Genomic DNA, 16,005 nt, shown 5'->3' with positions numbered 1-16,005 from the left:
ACGGGTCCAGGGATCCTGGTGGCGGTGACACAGCGCCACGCTGCTCCGTCCGTCGTGCTCGAACGTTAACGACAGTGTGACCTGCAACACCGCATACAGTAGACAGTGTTACGGTATGCAGTCTCCTGCGATCGCCCGATCGGGCGACATGCGCCGCCATCCGGTGTGCGGCCACGCCGACCCAGGCGACTGTGCAGGCGAACTCACCGTGACGACCCGGGTCCTCTCGGGGTCCGTCCGACGTTCCCGTTCGTCAGGGTCCGATCGAGGCGCGTCCCCTAGGTTTGCCCTCACAGGCCCGAGCGGAGGGAGGTGCGCGATGCCGAAGATCATCGGGGGCTCGCTGCATGCCCACCGCCAGCAGGTGCGGGCCCGGGTCTTCGAGGTGCTGCGCACCCAGCTCTACGAGCGGGGGTTCGACGCGGTCACCCTCGCCGGGGTCGCGGCGGAGGCCGGCCTCGGTCGTACCGCCATGTACAACCACTTCCCCGACAAGGACAGCCTGCTCGTCGCCTTCGTCGAGGCCGAGGCGGCCCGCTACGTCGACCGGCTGCGCGAGGCCGTCGACGCGGTGCCCGACCCGGTGGCCAAGCTCGCCACGTTCGTGCGGCTGCAGCTGCGCGTGCTCGCCGAGTACCACCTCCCGCCGGGCACCGCGCTGGCCTCCGCGCTCGCCCCGGCCGCATACCGGCGGATCAGTGCGCACGCCGACCCGATCACCGAGCAGCTGCGCGAGATTCTCGACGCCGGCCGGCGTGCGGGGCGGCTGCTGGCCGAGGATCCGGACATCCTGCTCCCGATGATCACCGCGGCACTGGCCAGTCGCCAGGTTGTCGATGTGCCGCCCGAGCAGCTGGATCGCGCCGTCGAGGCCGCCGTCCGGTTCGTGTTGCGAGCAGTCGGAGCGACCGAGACCGACGAGACGACCGCCGAATAAGGGTCGCCTTACTCGCGCTGATGACCTATGGTCTTTCTGACAAGGTGTCAGATCGTTGCCCCAAGGAGACGCCCATGCCGGTGACCACGGACCCCGTCTCGGCCCCGTTCTCCGCGACGCTGCGCGCGTCCACCAGGAGCGCCCACGAGCGCGCCAACCATTCCGGCTACATGAACGCGCTGTTGGGCAACCAGCTCACGCTGGCCGGCTACACGCAGCTCGCGATCCAGTACTACTTCATCTACCGGGCGATCGAACAGGTCAGCGACACCATGGCCGCCGACGACACCGGTCGCGAGTTCGTCTTCGACGAGCTGCGCAGGCTACCGAAGCTCGAGGCCGACATGGCGTTCCTCGTCGGGCCGGACTGGCGCGAGACGATCCGCCCGCTCCCCGCCACCGAGTCGTACGTGCGACGCATTCACGATGCGTCGGCGTGGGCAGGCGGTTATGTCGCCCACCACTACACCCGTTACCTCGGCGACATCGCAGGCGGTCAGATCATCCGCCGGTTGCTGGCCACGAACTACGGCATCGTCGACAGGGGCGCGTCGTTCTACCACTTCGACGGGATCGGCAGCGCCCCGGCATTCCGCGACCGCTACCGCGCCAAGCTCGACACCGCGCCATGGAACGAGACCGACCGAACCAGGGTCGTCGACGAGACGCTCACCGCCTTCGAGTGCAACGTCGCGGTGTTCGCCGAGCTCGCCGAGGACATGCACCGGTACCAGGCGGCGTAAGGCCGGCGCCCCGCCGCCGGTGGGGGTGCCGAGTTCGGCTCGGTGTGCGCGGCGCGCCCCGGACGAGATCGACCTGCCGGGGTGGGCGATCGACCGGACCCCCGCGCGGCACCTCGGCCTGATTCGACCGATATCGTCCTATTTGGGCGGGACGAGGGGGTCCCAGATGATCCCGCCTCGGGCAGCACCGGGGAATCGAGCAGGAGAATGGTGGGAGAGCAGGAGAGAGTGTTGGTACCGGCCCTCGTCGGGCTGGAGGTGCGTGAGGCGCACGAACTCGCCTTCACCGCGCGGGTCGTCGCGGTCGCGGCGGATCCGGCCGAGCCGCTCCCGGTCAGCGGAGTCGTCATCGCGCAGCTACCCGGAGCGGGCAGCCGGGTTGCGCCGGCCCATCCGGTGACCATCGCGGTGGAGCCGCGCGGCCGAGGCGGGGGCGGGGGCCCGATCGCGCCCCTCCGGCCGGGACCGACGGACCCGGCCGGGACGACGTGATGCCGTAACGGCTCGCCCGCCAGGAGCACCTCCGACAGCAGGACGAGCTCCTGGTGTGGGTGGCGTCAGTCGGCGTTCGGCAGAACGACGACCTTGCCCTGGAGGGAGCCGGCGGCTGCGGCGGCGTGGATGGCCGGCAGGTCGCTGAGGGGGACTCGGTGAGCGACGTCGACGGCAAGCTCGCCGCGGTCGATCCGGGCAACGAGCTCGGACAGTTGCTTGGCGTCGCTGGTGACGAACACGTCGATCCCCCGCACACCGCGGTCCTCGTCGCCGGGGGCGGGCATCCACACGGTGGTGCTGACCACGACGCCGCCGTCGCGGACCAGGGCGGCCAACGCAGCGAACCGGGCAGGGTCGATCGGTGCGAGGTTCAGTAGGACGTCGACGGGCTCGCTGACCGCGGTGGTCACGTCGGTGGTGGTGTGGTCGATGACCTCGGCGGCGCCGTTCGCTGTGACCTGGTCCCTGCTGCGCGGGCCGGCGATGGCGATCACGTGGGCGCCGGCTGTCCTGGCCAGCTGGACCGCGTAGCCACCGACAGCCCCGCCGGCGCCGCTGATCAGGACCCGTTGCCCGGCCTCGATCTCGGCGTGGTCGAAGAGGGCCTGCCACGCGGTGAGACCAACCAGGGGCAGCGCGGCCGCATCGGCCAGCGGGATGCTCGTAGGTGCGGGCGCAAGGCTCTCGATGGGCGCGAGGACGTACTCCGCCGAGGCACCGTCGTCGACGAACGGGAGGAAGCCGATGACCTGGTCACCCACCTCGAGTCCGCTGACGCCCTCGCCGAGTGCGTCGATCGTTCCCGCGACGTCCAGGCCGGGGATGTGCGGCAGGGTGAGGGGCATCGGCCCCTGCATGAGACCCGCGCGGATGTTGCCGTCGACGCCGTTGAACGTCGTCGCGGCGACGCGCACCCGCGCCTGCCCGGCGCTCGGCACCGGCTGGTCCACGTCCTCGTAGCGGAGGACGTCGGGACCGCCGTACTCGTGGAATCGGACTGCCTTCATCGGGCGCCTCACTCTCGACGACATGTGCTTCGAAACTGAAGCACCCTGGCACGCTAGCAGTGCTTCAAGCTCGAAGCAAGTGCTTCGAGCTTGAAGCAACTGGTAGCCTCGTGGCATGCCTGACACGCCGCCGTCCCTGGACGCCGTCCAGCTGCGCGCGTACTTCGCCCTCATGGAGGTGGCGGGCCTGCTGCGACACGCGGTCGAGCAGCAGCTGCGCGAGGTCGGCGACCTGAGCTACGTCCAGTTCCAGCTCTTGGCGCGCCTTGGTCTCAACTCGCCGACGGGTAGCGAACGGATGACCGACCTGGCTGACGGCGTCGTCTACAGCCGCAGCGGGTTGACCTACCAGGCGGGCCTGCTCGAGAAGGCGGGCCTGATCACACGTACGCCTGCCACGGACGACGAGCGTGGCGTCACGGTCACGATCACGCACGCCGGGCGGGCGCTGCTCACCAAGGTCCTGCCCGGCCACACCGAGGTCATCAGCCGCCAGCTCTTCCAGCCACTGTCACGCACGGACGCCCAGGCTCTCGCCGACCTGCTCTCGCCGGTGCGCGACCACATGCGCTCGGCGCCGCCCCGTTCGGCAGCGCCTCGCCGCCGACGCTAGGCCCCGTCCTACTTCTCGGGTGGTAGAGCCCTGAGGTCAGGCGGTCTGGTCGGACAGGCTGAAGACGTGGCGCAGACCCCAGCTGGAGAAGTCCGTCCCGTCGCCGCTGAAGCCCTTCACGTGCCGGTCGATGACGCCCTGCCACGCCTCGTTCGCCGGCTCCTCGCCCATAGCGGTCATGGCGGCGACGAAGTCGTCGCACTCGACGAGGTGGAAGACGTCGAGGCCGTCGCGCCAGATGCGCCAGTCGCGGATGCCGTGCCGCGCGAAGGCTTCCGCGAGATCGTCGGGTACGCGCGCGTGGTCCCGGTCGTAGTCGTGCTCGTGCCCCTCCAGAAGCCGCGAGTGCAGCGCCACGATCACGTCGTCCTCCTCGTCGTCAGTCCGCTCCCGCACCGGTCGGTTGCCGCGGGCCGCGCTCGCCGACGGTGCACCCCGCTCATCGCGCCAGCCATCCGCCGTCGACGGGCAGCACGACGCCGTGCACGTAGTCGGCCGCCGGGCTCGCGAGGTAGACGACGGCGCCCGCGATGTCCTGCGGCGACGCCCATCGCCCCGCGGGGATCCGTTCCAGGATGCTGCGCGAGCGGTCGGGGTCGTCTCGCAGGGCCTGCGTGTTGTCGGTCGCCACGTACCCCGGGGCTACCGCGTTGACGTTGACCCCGCGGGGTGCCCACTCGTTGGCCAGCGCCTTGGTCAGGCCCGCGACGGCGTGCTTGGCGGCCGCGTAGCCGGGCACCGTGATGCCGCCCTGGAAGCTCAGGAGCGACGCCGTGAACACGATCTTCCCGCGACCGCGCTCGACCATCGAGCGCCCCAGCGCCTGCGCAAGCACGAACTGGCTCGTCAGGTCGACGGCGAGCACCTCGTCCCAGTCGGCCAGGGAGTGCGAGACCGCGGGCTCGCGCCGGATCGTGCCCGCGTTGTTGACCAGCACGTCGATCGGGCGCTCGCGGCGTGCCAGGTCGGCCGCCAGCTGCTGGACGGCGGCGCGGTCGGACAGGTCGGCGGCTAGCCCTTCGAAGGTGCGCCCGTGCGCGCGGACGGCATCGGCGACGTCGTCCCCCGGGGGGCGGGTGGAGCCCAGGCCGACGACGTCGGCGCCGGCGGCCGCCAGCGCGACGGCCGCGGCGGCCCCGATGCCCCGGGTCGCGCCCGTGACGACGGCCAGGCGCCCGGTGAGGTCGAACAGCCCGCTCACGCCGTGCCGCCCCGGGTGTTCCCGGGAGCACCGGCCTGGCAGTCCACGAGCACCTTGACGACACCGCCTCCGGTAGCGAGGGCGGTGAAGGCCTCCCCCACCTCCTCGAGTGGCACGACCCGGCTGACGAGGCGGTCGACCGGCAGCTCGCCGGACGCGACGAGGCGCACGGCCTCCTCCCAGTCCGCGCGGGTGTAGAGCCGCGCGCCGAGCAGCTCGAGCTCGCGCCAGAAGAAGCGGTGCAGGTCGACCGTGCGCGGGGCGGCGTGGATGCCCACCTGGCACAGCCGGCCGCGCACGGCCAGTGCGGCGACCGCGGTGTCCAGGCCGGACTGGGTCCCGCTGACCTCGAAGGCCACCCGGGCTCCCGCCCCCTCGGTGCGCTCGCGCACGACGGCGGAGACGTCCTGCTCACGCGGGTCCACGATGTCGAGCCCCAGGTCCGCGGCGGTGCCACGGCGGGTCGCGTCCGGCTCCGCGACGACGACGTCCGCTCCCCCCGCGCGGGCGACGAGGGCGATGAGCAGGCCGACGGGCCCGCCGCCCACCACGAGCGCGGACTCCCCCACGCCCAGGCGCGCACGCCGGACGTCGTGTACGGCGACCGCCGTGGGCTCCAGGAGCGCCGCGGTACGCAGGGACAGGTCCTCGGGCAGCCGCAGGAGCGTGTGTTCGGGCACGACCCAGTGCTCCGCCAGGGCTCCGGGGCTGTCGATGCCGAGGAAGTCCATGTGCTCGCAGACGTGGCCGTTGCCGGCCCGGCAGGCGGGGCAGGTGCCGTCGGGCCGCAACGGGACGACGGTGACCGGGTCGCCGGGGGACCAGCCGGACACGCCCTCCCCGACGGCCGTGACGCGGCCGGCGGTCTCATGGCCGATGACGGCGGGCAGGCTCACCCGGGCGTCCATGTCCCCGGCGGCGATATGCAGGTCGGTACCGCAGATGCCGGTGTAGGCGGGGGCGATCTCGACCTGGCCGGGCCCGGGCGGCGTCCGCCCGACCACGGTGGCGGTGATCGTCCTCTCCCCCCGGTACTGGGCTGCGCGGTGGGTCGTGGGCACGGGTCCTCCATCGTGGTCGGGGTGCGGCGCAGCGCCGCGGGGCGTGCTCGTCGTCACCGCCGGGGCTCGTCGAGTCGGTAGAAGCGCGTCGCGGTGCCACCCAGCACGTCGTCGCGCTCGGGCCGGGACAGGCCGCTGAGCAGCTCCGTGGCGAGTGGCCAGGTCGCGGGGTAGCCGCCGTGCAGGAGCGAGATGGGCCAGTCCCCGCCGTACATGAGCCGTGCGGGTCCGAAGACGTCGAGGGCGTGTTCGACGCTCGGACGCACCCGTGCCACGGCCTCCGACGGCTCCCCCGGCCCGCCCGGGTAGAGCCCGCTCACCTTCGCGTGGGCACGCGGGTTCCGGGCGACCGCGGCGACGAGGTCCCACCACTCGCCCTGCCGGCCGTCCCCGTCCAGCGGAGGGTGGCCGAGGTGGTCGAGCACCAGGGGCAGGTCGGGCAGCAGCTCGGACACCCGCAGCGCCGCGCGCAGGTGCTCGGGCAGCACGGCGACGAGGTCGAAGGTCAGCCCGCTGCGCGAGAGGGCGGTGAGCCCCTCGATGACCTCGTCGCGCAGCAGCCACCACGGGTCGGGCTGCTCGTGAACCAGGACCCGGATGCCGCGCACGACGGGCTCGGCGGAGCGGTAACGGTCGAGGAGGCGGCCGGTCTCCTCCGGGTCCTGAAGCGGGGCGTAGGCCACCACCCCCGCGACGCGCGCGTCCTTGCGGGCGCACTCGAGCATCAGTTCGGTGTCGGCGACGTCGTCGGCCGACTGCACGAGTACGACCGAGTCGACGCCCGCCGCCTCGAGGTCGGGGACGGCATCGTCGAGCGCGAAGGCGCGGTTGATGACCGGCGGCCCGCCGACGAGCCAGGGGTAGGAGGCCAGCGCCGGGTCCCAGACGTGCAGGTGGGCGTCGACGACGGGCCCCGGCTCCCGCTGCTCGTTGCCCACCTCAGAAGTGCGCCGGGCGCAGGGCGCCCCCGTCGGCCTCGGGTACCAGGCGCAGCCCCGCCCGGTCCGGGCGCACGTGCGGGCCTGCGACCTCTGCCCAGCCCTGGCCCTCCCCCAGCGCGCGTAACAGCTCCTCGTCGACGGTGATGCCGTTGCCCGGGGCGTCGCCCAGGACGATGCCGCCGTCGGCGACCTCCTGGTCGATGCTCAGGCCACGGGGCGGCTTGACGTCCTGCACCTCCACGGCGAGCAGGTTGGGGACGGCCGCTGCCGCCGGGGCGATGACGGAGGTGAAGCCGATGGGGCTGACGGGCAGGTCGTGGCCGTGTGCCAGCGCCGCGACGCGCAGGAGATGGGTGATGCCCCAGGACGACCCGACCTGCACGATGTCGAGCGCGTCGGCGTCGAGCAGGGGGCGTAGCTGCTCGATCCCCGTGAGGTTCTCCCCGCTCGCCACGCCGGCGCGGATCCCGGCTCGGACGGCGGCCATCCCCGCTGTGTCCCAGCGCCGGACGGGCTCCTCGACCCAGGTCAGGTCGACCTGCTCCTCGAGCCGGCTGACGTAGCGGACCGCCTGGGACCGGTGCCAGGACTCGTTGGCGTCGAACATGAGCCCCGGCGCGGAGGAGTTGACGGCGAAGATGTCCCGCAGGATGCGCAGGCGGCGCAGGTCGTGATCCAGGTAGCGGCCGCCCTTGAGCTTGGCGGCGCCGTACCCGCGGTCGGCGAAGGCGCCGTAGACCTCGGCGAGCTGTTCGTCCGGGAGCGCGATCTCCAGGGCCGACGCGTAGCCGGGCACGTGCCGGTTCCGCGCCCCGAGGAGGCGCCAGAGCGGCTCGTCGGCGGCCTTGGCCTTGAGGTCCCAGAGCGCGAGGTCGACAGCGCCGATCGTCCCGAAGACCGAACCGGCGTGCCCGAGTTTGAAGACCCGCGCGAGCATCCGGTCGTACAGCGCCACGACACTGCGCGGGTCCTCGCCGTCGATGCTCGGGAAGACGCGGTCGATCTCGGCGTGCGTCCCGACACCGATGCCCTCGAACCCGACGTCCGTGGTGAGGACGAGCACGTCGGTCTGGGTGGCCGTGCCGGAGATGTGGCCGTTGACGTCCCCGACCGGGCGCCCCCAGTCGTGCTGGGTGACGAGGGAGCGGTACCCGGTGATCCTCATGCTGAGCCTTCCGAGAAAGAGGAGCGCGTCATTCCTTCGTCCCACCGGCCGTGAGCCCCGCCACGAGGAACCGCTGGGAGAACAGGAAGACGACGAGCACGGGCAGCACCGAGATCACCGTCGCCAGCGCGAGCGTGGACAGCTGAACGGAGTCGGATCCGGCTGCGCTGGGGTTGAAGGCCGGTGTCGAGGAGAGCAGCGTCGTGAGGCCGACCTGCATCGGGTACGTGCTGCTCGCGGGGAGCATGACGAAGGGCAGGAAGTAGTTGTTCCAGTTCTGCACGAAGCTGAAGAAGCCGACGAGGGCGACGACCGGAGCGGCCAGCGGAACCGCGACGCGGAGGAACACCTGCATCTCCGAGCAGCCGTCGAGCCGCGCCGCGGCCAGCAGGTCGGCGGGAATGCTCGTGGAGAAGTAGATGAAGGCGAGGTAGACGCCGAAGGGGTAGAAGGAGAACGGCAGGATGACCGACAGCGGGTTGCCCACCAGCCCCAGGAGACTCATCTCCAGGAAGACGGGCAGCACCAGGGCCGTGCTCGGCATGAGCATGACCACGAGGGTCACGACCAGCAGCAGCCGTCGGCCCGGGAAGCGCACCAGCGCGAGGACGTAGCCGGCGGGCACCGAGACCAGCAGCGTGAGCACCAGCGCGCCCAGCGAGTACATGACCGAGTTGACGAGCCAGGTGCCCACCGCTCCGGACTGGAAGGCGAACAGGTCGTGCCAGTTCTCCACCAGCCCGGCGACCGAGCCCGGTGTGAAGGCGCCGCTGCGAACCAGGTCCCCGCCGGACTTCGTCACGGCGATGAGCAGCCACAGGAGCGGGACCGCGAAGAACACCAGGAACACGCCGAGGACGACGGCCCCCAGACCGCGACCGCCCCACCCCGACAGGTCCGTCCCCCGCGAGCGGCGACGCCGCGTGCGCTCGAGGGTCTGTGCCGTCATGGCTCCTCCGTGTCGAACAGGCCGCCGCGGAGTACGAAGACGGCGGACAGGGCGACGGACACGACGAGGAGCAGGACCGCGATGGCGGCGGCGCCGTTGAAGTCGCTGAGGTTGAAGGCGTACTGGTACGCCAGCTGGTTGACCGAGTAGTCGTTCGGGACGACGCCCGTGCTGGCCTGGGAGAGCAGGGTCGGCTCGACGAAGAGCTGCGTGCCGGCCGCCAGCGCCAGTACGGCCATGTAGGCGATCCACTTGCGCAACAGCGGAAGCTGGATCCGCAGTGCGATCTGGACGGGGTTGGCGCCGTCGATGCGCGCCGCCTCCATCACCTCGGTGGGGATGTTGTTGAGGGCGCCGTACATCACGATCACCCACTGACCGGCGCCCGTCCAGAACGCGATGACGGCGAAGACGAGGGGCAGGTTGCCGGGCTGGATCGTCTGGGCGAAGGTCTCGAACCCCATGGCCTTCAGCAGCGGACCCGCCGGACCGGCGTCGGGGTTGAGCACGAACAGCCACAGCAGGACGGCGGACGCGCCGGCCAGCGCACCGGGGAGGTAGTAGAGGAGGCGCAGGGCCCTGCTCACCCACCGGGTCGTGACCGCGTGCAGGACCAGCGCGAGAACGACGACCAGCACGGTGAGCATCACGAGCCACAGCACGAGGTAGACCGCCACGTGCTGGACCGCCGGCAGGAACCGGAAGTCGGTGATCACCCGGACGAAGTTGTCCAGGCCTGCGAAGCCGCCGTCCGCCCGGCTGAACGCCAGTGCCACGGCGTACACCGCCGGGATGATCCCGAACGCGAGCATGAGCACGACGTACGGGCCGACGAAGGCCAGCCCCATGGCCCGGGTGGGTCCCGGGCCACGCCGGGGTGCGGGTCGCCGCCGTCGCCTGGTGGGCGCCGGGTCGGCGGCGGCCGCCGTCAACTCGACCGTCATTGGACCGTGTAACCGTTGACCTTGGCCTGGTCCACGATCGCCTGCCCCCACGTGCCGAGGGCCTGCTCGAGCGGCTGGCGGGAGGTGATGAGCGGCTGCATGGTCCGGGCCCAGACCGCTTCCTGGCTGAAGGCGGGGGCGCCCCACCCGGACCACACCTGCGGTGCCGCCACGGTCAGTGCCGACAGGTCGGTGGCGTAGTAGCCGCTGCGTTCCTGGCCGGCGATCCACTTGTCCGCAGCGGGTGCGTAGGCGGGGTACCCGGGCGCCTTGGCGACCTGGTAGTCGTCGGCCGTCGTGACGAAGTCGACGAACCGGGTCGCCGCGTCGAGGTTCTTCGAGTGGCTGGAGACGAACCAGGTGCCGCCGCCGACGTTGCCGGTCGCGGGCTCCTCGCCCGCCCACGGCAGCGGTGCGGCGGCGCCGATCCGGCCTGCGGGGACGTTCAGCGAGGCCTCGTTGTTGAAGATGGCGCCGGCGAACCACGCCGGGCCCGGCATCATGAGCACCTTGCCGGTGTACTTCTGCACGAACTCGGGCGAGAAGACGCTGAGGTCGGTCATCCAGCCGCCCTGGACACCGCGGTCGACGAGCTGCGCGGCCCGTTGGCACTGCGGGGACGTGGTGTTCACGGTCATCGCGCGGGGGCCCACGACGCCGCTGGCGCCGCACTTGCTCGGCCAGAAGAAGATCTCCGGGGTGAAGGGGTCGCCGGCGGCGCCGGTGATGTAGCCGGGGTGCTCCCGCGCCACCCGCTCGCCGAGCTCGGTGTACTCCTCCCACGTGGTGGGCAGCTTGTAGCCGAACTGGTCCATCAGCGACCGGTCGTACCAGAGCACGTCCTGCGCCAGGTCGTTGCGCAGGCAGTAGACGGCGCCGTCGACCGTGCAGGGGTCGAGGGAGCCCTTGGTGAAGCCGGACAGCAGGTCGTCCTTGACGAGCCCCTTGTTCAGGACCGCGGCGAAGGGCTGCTGCCCGCCCGCCCCGACGCTGGCCCAGGCGGCGTCGTTGTTCTGCGTGGAGAAGACGACGTCGGGCCAGCCGCTGCCGGCGCGGTCGAGCAGGCTGATCTTCGTCTTGAAGGAGTCCGAGCCGTTGGCCGAGCCGTCGTAGGTCTCGACCTGGACCTTGACGTCCGGGTTCGCGGCGGTGAAGGCGTCGACCGCGGTGACGCGGCTGGCGTCGACCCAGACGGTGATCGGGCTGCCGGCGACCTGCTCGGCCTCGGTGAAGCCGCGGGGGCCCGCCTGCTCGGACGTCCGCCCGGCGGGCGAGGCGCAGGCGGCGAGGGCCAACCCGACGAGCACCAGTGACACAGGGACGAGCCGTCGGCGGGCGGAGCGGGTGAGTGTCATGTCGTCCTTCGCATGCGTCTCGCCGTCATTGGCGAGGGTCCAGGCCTGCGGTGGGAGAAGCCGCGACAGTGGAGCATACGTAATACCTATTTGACAAGATCCGGCCGGTCCTCATGCACGTCCCGCCTCCGGTGACGTGCGTCCCCGCCGTACCCTCCGGCGTACGCTGCCGCCATGACGGAGCAGGCCGCGGCGGCGGACCGGGGCGCCCCGCGGGTCCTACCCCTCCCCGATCGGTCGCCCGCGCCGCGGCTCGGCGTGGCCGTCGTGGAGGCGCTCGTCGACCTCATCGTCTCCGGCGCACTGGCCCCCGGAGACACGCTTCCCCCCGAGCTCCCACTCAGCCAGCAGTTCGGCGTCAGCCGCACCGTCCTGCGCGAGTCGATCAAGCGGCTCGAGGAGAAGGGGCTCGTCAGCGTCGGCCAGGGCAGGGGCAGGGGCACTGTGGTCCAGCCCACGCGCTCGTGGAACACGATGGACCGCGTGGTCCTCAAGGCCCTCATCGCCCACGACCGGACCCTCGGCGTGCTCGACGAGCTGACCGTCGTCCGAGGCCAGCTCGAGGCGGCCATGGCCGGCGAGACGGCCCGCACCCGGTCCCCGGTCGAGCTCGACATCCTGCGCGGCGCGCTGGAGGACATGCGCGTCTCCGTGCACGATGCCCCCGTTTTCAACGCTGCGGACGTCACCTTCCACGAGATCGTCATGGCCGCCTCGGGCAACAGGCTCGCGGAGAGCATCGCCCGGGTGCTCTTCGAGCGTGCCCGCGAAAGTGCCCGCTACGACGTGGCCACGCCGCTCTCGCTCCGCCAGGAAACGCTCCGCGAGCACGAGCGGGTCTTCCGGGCGATCGAGGCGGGCCTCGTGCGGGAGGCCGAGGAGTCCATGCGCGCGCACATCTGCGACGCATGGACCCGCCGACGGCCTCCGGACCACAAGGGCACCCAGCGCCTCCGCTGACCCTCCCGATCGGGCGTGGATCTGCCGGGTGACACCCCCGGCCTCCGCACCGGAACTCGATCACTCTTGCCCAAAAGATCATACGTATGATTTCCTCCCGGTGTCCGGGGGTCACCCGACCCCGACCACCGCTTCGAGGGAAACCCACGAACATGACGACGACGTCACGGACGCCCACCAGCCGCAGCGAACGGTGGCGCCGCGCAGCGGCTGTCGCAGCGGCCGGGGTCACGGCCTCGCTCGCACTCGCCGTGATCACCCCCACCGCCGCCCTCGCCGCGCCGCCGAGCGGGGGCCGGACCTACTACGTCTCCCCCGACGGCCGCGACCAGGGCTCGTGTCAGCAGCAGAACCCGTGCTCGATCGACGGCGCCAAGGCCGTTGTCAGCCGCGAGGCCCCGAAGAGCCGGGGCGACATCACCGTCGAGCTCGCCGACGGGGTCTACCGCATCGCGAAGCCGCTGCAGTTCGGCCAAGCGGACGGCGGCCACGACGGGTCGACGGTCCGCTGGGTCGCCGCGCCCGGAGCGCACCCTGAGATCTCCGGGGCCACAGCCGTCACCGGCTGGTCGGTGCACGACGCGGCGGCGGGGATCTACGTGGCCGACACCCCCGTGGGCCTGGACACCCGCCAGCTGTACGTGGACGGCAAGCTCGCACCCCGCGCAGCGCTCCCGCTGAAGCAGTCCGACATCACCCTCACCCCGACCGGGCTGACCATCAACGACCCGGCTCTGGCACAGCGCCTGACCGCCCTGCCCGACCAGAAGCGGATCGAGTTCCAGTCGCTGGGCGACTTCACGACCAGGTACTCCCCCGTGGCGGGCATCGGCGCGAACTTCGTCACCATGGCGCAGCCGGCCTGGGACAACAACACCTGGGGCTACGACACGGTTCAGCAGTCCTTCCTCGCGGCGCCCACCTGGTCGCTCGAGAACTCGCTGGCCTTCGTGGACGAGGCCGGGGAGTGGTACCTCGACCCGGCCGCCGGGAAGCTCTACTACAAGCCGGCCCCGGGGACGAACCCCGCCGACCTCGACGTCGAGCTCCCGCGCGTGGAGACCCTCGTGAGCGTCAGCGGGAGCTACGAGCAGCCGGTGAGCAACCTGGCGTTCGAGGGCCTGCGCTTCTCGGGCACCACCTGGCTCGGGCCCTCGCGGGACGGCTACGCCAACCAGCAGAACGGGACCTTCCTGCAGGGCGCCTACGACTACCGGCCCGCCGACGCCTTCACCTCGTGCGCGCGCGGCTGCGAGGCGTTCGAACGGGCCCGCAACACATGGGCGCAGGAGCCCGCCGCCGTCCAGGTCTCCGCGGCGCGCAACGTCTCGTTCACGCGGAACACCTTCACCGCGCTGGGGCAGTCCGCGCTCGGTATCGGCAACGACACCAACGCCACGCTCTCGGGGGTCGGCCTCGGCGCCCAGGGCATCAAGGCCGTGGGCAACGTCTTCACCGAGGTGGGCGGACACGGCGTCGTCGTCGGCGGCGTCCGCCCCGACGCCCACCACCCGAGCGACCCGCGGATGACCAACAGCGACGTCCTGGTGCAGGACAACACCATCAACCGCGTGGCGCTCGTGTACAAGGACAACTCGGGAATCCTCAGCACCTACGTGACCGGCGCCCGCATCCTCCACAACGAGGTCGCCAACGTCTCCTACGACGGCATCGACACCGGCTTCGGCTGGGGCGCCAACGACGCCGGCGGTTCGGGTGAGTACGAGAAACGCGGCTACTACAAGTGGAACCCCCGCTACACGACCCCGACGACCCTGCGCGACAACGTCGTGTCCGGGAACCTCGTCCACGACACGAAGGCCGCCTTCGCCGACGGCGGCAACCTCTACAACCTGTCCGCGAGCCCCGGCTCGGTCGTCGAGCGCAACTACCTCTTCAAGGTCTCCGGCGTCGCCCTGTACCTCGACGAGGGGTCGCGCTACACGACCTGGCAGGAGAACGTCCTCGAGGGCACCAGCCCGTGGGTCTTCACGAACAGCTACAGCGAGGGCAACAACACCAGCGACAACGTCATCCGGCACAACTGGTACACCAAGGAGGGCGCCCAGGTGCCCTCCGCCGAAGAGCGTCGCAACCAGCTCATCGACAACGTGCTGGCCGACCCGGCCAACTGGCCCGCCGACGCCCTGGGCGTGATCTGCGCGGCGGGCGTGGCACCCGACCTGCGGACCGAGCTGAACGCCAACCTCCACGGCATCAACCCGGCCTGCGAGGGAGCGCCCGACCCGGGCCGCTGACCGCCGATCGCGGTCCCACCCCTGACGTGCCCCCGGCCGCATCCCGCGGCCGGGGGCACGGCGTCTGCAGATCCCGAGTCAGTGCCCGGCCCGCGGCCGCGCCGCCGGCCCGGCGACGGCCTGCCGCGCCCTGGTGATCTCCTGGACGACCCACTTGGTGGCCCGGCGGTACTGCAGCGTGTAGAGGTCCGCGGCGCAGGAGACCTCCTCGGCCTCGTGCGCCAGCGGCACCTCCTTCGGCACCAGGCCCTCCAGGATCGGGGTGTCCTCGTCGAACACCTTCGTCTCGATCTCCAGGATCCGGTCGACCGAGCCGCCCGTGAACCCCGCATCGGTGGCGACCGCCCAATAGATCACGCAGCGGTCGTGGCTCACGGGCGAGGGGAAGTCGACGAGGTAGCGCTTGCCGATGCGCGGGCCGAAGTCGTACAGGATCGTGGCGATGCCGGGCGCGTACGAGTGGTAGTGCATCCACGCGTCACCGGTGCCGGAGAAGTCCGACCCGGCCACCTGTGGGTAGTAGTAGGACACGCGCACCTCGCGGCCGTCGCGCCGCACGTCGAGGTCGGGCACCACAGGGTCCACCTCACCCATCGACGGGCCGTGGACGAACGGGAAGTGCGCCATGTCCCGGAAGTTCTCCACCGCTGCCATGAAGCCGCACTCGGCGGGGATCGGCGCCGCCGCGCGCCACTCCAGGGTGAGGTCCGCGATCTCCGGCGGGTGGGGCAGGTCGAAGACGGGCTCGTCGAGGCACGTCCACACGTGTCCGAAGCGCTCGATCACGGGGTAGGCGGCCACGGCGGCGTTCACCGGGATGCGTGCGGGGTCGGCGAGCGCCGGGATGCGTGAGCAGCGTCCGGTGCTGCCCTCGAACTCCCAGCCGTGGTACGGGCACCGGAGCGCGTCGCCGCTGACCGCGCCCGCGGCGAGGTCGGCGCCCCGGTGGATGCAGCGGCGGTCCAGCACCCTGGCCTGGCCCGAGGCGTCCCGGAAGACCACGAGCCGCTGGTCCAACAGCTGCGCCGGCTGGGGAGTGCCGATGTCCTGCGACCGCGCGACGACGAACCAGTTGTGCCGGAAGGCGGTGCGCAGGGCGTCGCGGGAGTACAGGTCGTTCATGTCGTGATCCCCCATCACGTCGTCGGGCGGGTCCGCGATCACTGTCGCGGATCAGCGGCGGACACGGAACGCGATCGGGCGAAGGTGACGAGTTACACGGAGCGGACGATCCGACGGGCGGGCGGTCGCACCAGCGAGGTGAAGGCCGCACGGCGTCGGTACCGTCCCACCGGAGGTCTAGGCCCGTGGCCCACCCTCCAGCCCGATCTCGGCAATTCAGCCGGTGTTGCTTGTTACCCGAACCTTGACGCCGG

The 16,005-nt window shown here is 71.6% G+C and carries 16 protein-coding genes; 6 read left to right on the top strand and 10 right to left on the bottom strand.

Features of this window, described 5'->3' with window-relative positions; translation table 11 throughout:
- Window positions 1-319: 319 nt before the first annotated feature.
- The 3 genes from ACQPZA_RS14550 (at window position 320) to ACQPZA_RS14540 (ending at window position 2,172) form a co-directional block, all read left to right on the top strand.
- Entirely contained in the window at window positions 320-937 is a 618-nt protein-coding gene (locus tag ACQPZA_RS14550) for a TetR/AcrR family transcriptional regulator (protein WP_433281346.1), read from the top strand.
- A gap of 74 nt (window positions 938-1,011) precedes the next feature.
- Window positions 1,012-1,680, top strand: coding sequence for a heme oxygenase (biliverdin-producing) (locus tag ACQPZA_RS14545; protein ID WP_433281344.1), 669 nt, complete (start codon window positions 1,012-1,014; stop codon window positions 1,678-1,680).
- Between the two features lie 228 nt (window positions 1,681-1,908).
- Window positions 1,909-2,172 (top strand): PASTA domain-containing protein, encoded by a 264-nt coding sequence (locus ACQPZA_RS14540; protein ID WP_433281342.1) that lies wholly within the window; start codon window positions 1,909-1,911, stop codon window positions 2,170-2,172.
- A 65-nt stretch (window positions 2,173-2,237) separates the two neighbouring features.
- On the opposite strand, the gene ACQPZA_RS14535 is transcribed toward ACQPZA_RS14540, so the two are convergent.
- Complete coding sequence (locus tag ACQPZA_RS14535) at window positions 2,238-3,182, bottom strand: NADP-dependent oxidoreductase (RefSeq protein ID WP_433281340.1); 945 nt, start codon at window positions 3,180-3,182, stop codon at window positions 2,238-2,240.
- 115 nt (window positions 3,183-3,297) lie between these two features.
- On the opposite strand from ACQPZA_RS14535, the gene ACQPZA_RS14530 reads away from it, so the two are divergent.
- The gene (locus tag ACQPZA_RS14530; RefSeq protein WP_433281338.1) at window positions 3,298-3,795 is read left to right on the top strand and encodes a MarR family winged helix-turn-helix transcriptional regulator; all 498 of its coding nucleotides are present in this window, start codon (window positions 3,298-3,300) and stop codon (window positions 3,793-3,795) included.
- Between the two features lie 36 nt (window positions 3,796-3,831).
- Here ACQPZA_RS14530 and ACQPZA_RS14525 read toward each other — a convergent pair whose 3' ends face one another.
- Genes ACQPZA_RS14525 through ACQPZA_RS14490 form a run of 8 tightly spaced genes read right to left on the bottom strand, consistent with a single transcriptional unit; the run spans window position 3,832 to window position 11,411 of the window.
- Window positions 3,832-4,191 carry an L-rhamnose mutarotase gene (locus ACQPZA_RS14525; protein ID WP_433281336.1) on the bottom strand — a complete coding sequence of 120 codons (360 nt, stop codon included), beginning with the start codon at window positions 4,189-4,191 and terminating at the stop codon, window positions 3,832-3,834.
- A 43-nt stretch (window positions 4,192-4,234) separates the two neighbouring features.
- The gene (locus ACQPZA_RS14520) at window positions 4,235-4,996 is read right to left on the bottom strand and encodes an SDR family oxidoreductase (protein WP_433281334.1); all 762 of its coding nucleotides are present in this window, start codon (window positions 4,994-4,996) and stop codon (window positions 4,235-4,237) included.
- Entirely contained in the window at window positions 4,993-6,057 is a 1,065-nt protein-coding gene (locus ACQPZA_RS14515; RefSeq protein ID WP_433281332.1) for a zinc-dependent alcohol dehydrogenase, read from the bottom strand. The genes ACQPZA_RS14520 and ACQPZA_RS14515 overlap by 4 nt, the downstream gene beginning before the upstream one ends.
- A gap of 53 nt (window positions 6,058-6,110) precedes the next feature.
- Window positions 6,111-6,995, bottom strand: a complete 885-nt coding sequence (locus tag ACQPZA_RS14510; protein ID WP_433281330.1) for an amidohydrolase family protein — start codon at window positions 6,993-6,995, stop codon at window positions 6,111-6,113.
- A 1-nt stretch (window position 6,996) separates the two neighbouring features.
- A complete protein-coding gene (locus ACQPZA_RS14505) occupies window positions 6,997-8,163 on the bottom strand; it encodes a mandelate racemase/muconate lactonizing enzyme family protein (protein ID WP_433281329.1) in 1,167 nt (388 codons plus the stop codon).
- Between the two features lie 28 nt (window positions 8,164-8,191).
- Window positions 8,192-9,112 carry a carbohydrate ABC transporter permease gene (locus ACQPZA_RS14500; RefSeq protein ID WP_433281327.1) on the bottom strand — a complete coding sequence of 307 codons (921 nt, stop codon included), beginning with the start codon at window positions 9,110-9,112 and terminating at the stop codon, window positions 8,192-8,194.
- Window positions 9,109-10,056: a carbohydrate ABC transporter permease gene (locus tag ACQPZA_RS14495; RefSeq protein ID WP_433281325.1), complete on the bottom strand. Its 948-nt coding sequence runs from the start codon at window positions 10,054-10,056 to the stop codon at window positions 9,109-9,111. The genes ACQPZA_RS14500 and ACQPZA_RS14495 overlap by 4 nt, the downstream gene beginning before the upstream one ends.
- Window positions 10,053-11,411, bottom strand: coding sequence for an ABC transporter substrate-binding protein (locus ACQPZA_RS14490; protein ID WP_169394527.1), 1,359 nt, complete (start codon window positions 11,409-11,411; stop codon window positions 10,053-10,055). The genes ACQPZA_RS14495 and ACQPZA_RS14490 overlap by 4 nt, the downstream gene beginning before the upstream one ends.
- 174 nt (window positions 11,412-11,585) lie before the next feature.
- Here ACQPZA_RS14490 and ACQPZA_RS14485 point away from each other — a divergent pair, with 174 nt between their 5' ends.
- Window positions 11,586-12,371 carry a FadR/GntR family transcriptional regulator gene (locus ACQPZA_RS14485; RefSeq protein WP_433281322.1) on the top strand — a complete coding sequence of 262 codons (786 nt, stop codon included), beginning with the start codon at window positions 11,586-11,588 and terminating at the stop codon, window positions 12,369-12,371.
- Between the two features lie 152 nt (window positions 12,372-12,523).
- Window positions 12,524-14,629, top strand: coding sequence for a right-handed parallel beta-helix repeat-containing protein (locus ACQPZA_RS14480; RefSeq protein ID WP_433281320.1), 2,106 nt, complete (start codon window positions 12,524-12,526; stop codon window positions 14,627-14,629).
- A gap of 78 nt (window positions 14,630-14,707) precedes the next feature.
- On the opposite strand, the gene ACQPZA_RS14475 is transcribed toward ACQPZA_RS14480, so the two are convergent.
- Window positions 14,708-15,751, bottom strand: coding sequence for a Rieske 2Fe-2S domain-containing protein (locus tag ACQPZA_RS14475; RefSeq protein ID WP_433281318.1), 1,044 nt, complete (start codon window positions 15,749-15,751; stop codon window positions 14,708-14,710).
- Window positions 15,752-16,005 lie beyond the last annotated feature (254 nt).

Source organism: Pseudonocardia xinjiangensis (assembly GCF_050948425.1).
Lineage (GTDB): Bacteria > Actinomycetota > Actinomycetes > Mycobacteriales > Pseudonocardiaceae > Pseudonocardia > Pseudonocardia xinjiangensis.
The sequence above is the reverse complement of the archived record's forward strand: the minus strand, read 5'-3'. Positions and strand labels throughout refer to the sequence as shown.